The organism is Mesorhizobium sp. LSJC269B00 (assembly GCF_000502815.1).
GTDB lineage: Bacteria > Pseudomonadota > Alphaproteobacteria > Rhizobiales > Rhizobiaceae > Mesorhizobium.
In genome coordinates, this window is the sequence record NZ_AYVN01000041.1 from 1 (window position 1) to 1,832 (window position 1,832).

Annotated in this window: 1 pseudogene; it reads left to right on the forward strand. The window is 62.3% G+C overall.

The features are described from left to right. Positions 1–217: 217 nt before the first annotated feature. Positions 218–1,832, forward strand: a pseudogene (locus tag X771_RS01000000165725) (KUP/HAK/KT family potassium transporter); the annotation flags it as partial.

Consider the following 1,832-nt stretch of genomic DNA (forward strand, 5'->3'; position numbering starts at 1 on the left):
GGCGGCCGATGCGACGGAGTATTTCCAGATCCCGACCGGACGTGTGGTCGAGATCGGCACGCAGGTGGCGATCTGAGGTTTCCGGCAGCCTTTGACGCCACGCACCGGTCATTGCGGGGCAAGCCCTGTGCTGGGAACATGGTAGCCCTACCGTCACGGCACTTGATATTGCATCGCAGCAAGCGTAGAGCACCGCGCGCTTATCGGAGTGTCGTCCATGGCCCTTACCAATGCTGGTATTGAGGCAGAACCCGTCGAACAATCGAGCCATCCCGAAATCGAACAGCACAGCACCAAAGTTCTGATGCTGGGCGCGCTCGGTGTGGTCTATGGCGACATCGGCACCAGCCCGATCTACGCCTTCCGGGAAGCGCTTGTTGCGTCCTCCGGCGGCGAAATCGCCGAGCGCGGCGATATTCTGGGCGTGCTGTCGCTGATCATCTGGTCGTTGACGATTATCGTCACCATCAAATACATCATGTTCGTGCTCAGAGCCGACAACCGAGGCGAGGGCGGCGTGCTGTCGCTGATGGCGNACCATCAAGTACATCATGTTCGTGCTGCGCGCCGATAACGGCGGCGAGGGCGGCGTGCTGTCGCTGATGGCGCTAGCGCGCGGCAGTTTCCCCAAGCGGTCGGCGGTGATCCTGGGCATCGGCATCGTCGGCGCCTCGCTGTTTTTCGGCGACGCGGTCATCACGCCCGCGATTTCGGTGCTGTCGGCGGTCGAGGGTATGAACGTCGTCACGCCGACCTTCCAGCCCTATGTGGTGCCGCTGACACTGGTCATCCTGGCCATGGTGTTCGCGGTGCAGCGCTTTGGCACCGGCGGGGTGGGATTGGTATTCGGCCCGGTGACCGCCGTATGGTTCCTGGCAATTGGCCTTTCCGGTCTCAACCACATCATCGCCGATCCAGAAATCCTGTGGGCGGTGAGCCCGCACTACATCGTCGCCTTCCTGATCAATTCGCCCGACGTCGCTTTCGTGACCATCGGCGCCATCTTCCTCGCCGTCACCGGCGCCGAAGCACTCTATGCCGATCTCGGCCATTTCGGCCGCAAGCCGATCGTGCTGGCCTGGCTGGCGATCGTGTTTCCCTGCCTGCTGCTCAATTATGCCGGGCAAGGCGCCTTCGTGCTGGCCAAGAACGGCGTCGTCGGCCATCCATTCTTCGAGATGAACGAAGGCTGGACGCTGATCCCGATGGTGGTATTGGCAACCGCGGCGACGGTCNGCCATCCATTCTTCGAGATGAACGAAGGCTGGACGCTGATCCCGATGGTGGTATTGGCAACCGCGGCGACGGTCATCGCCAGCCAGGCGGTCATCTCCGGCGCCTTCTCGCTGACCCGGCAGGCGGTGCAGCTCAATATGCTGCCGCGCCTCGAAATCCTGCACACCTCGGAACGGCAGTCGGGCCAGATCTACATGCCGCGCGTCAATCTGTTGCTGGCGCTGGCGGTGATGCTGCTGGTGGTCGGTTTCGGCGAATCGAGCAAGCTGGCCTCCGCCTATGGCATCTCGGTGACCGGCAACATGCTGGTGACGACGGTGCTGCTGTTCGTCGTCATGACGCGCATTTGGAAATGGCGCCTGTGGGTGGCGGTGGCGATGACGGCGGTGTTCGCGTTCATCGACATCGGCTTCTTTGCCTCCAACATCGTGAAGGTGTTCGAGGGCGGCTGGGCGTCGCTTGCGGTGGCCTTCACCATCGTTCTGGCGATGTGGACCTGGGTGCGCGGCAGCCGCTATCTGTTCGACAAGACCCGGCGCAACGAAATCCCGCTCGATTTCCTCGCCGGCAATCTGCTGAAGAAGAAGCCGCAGCTG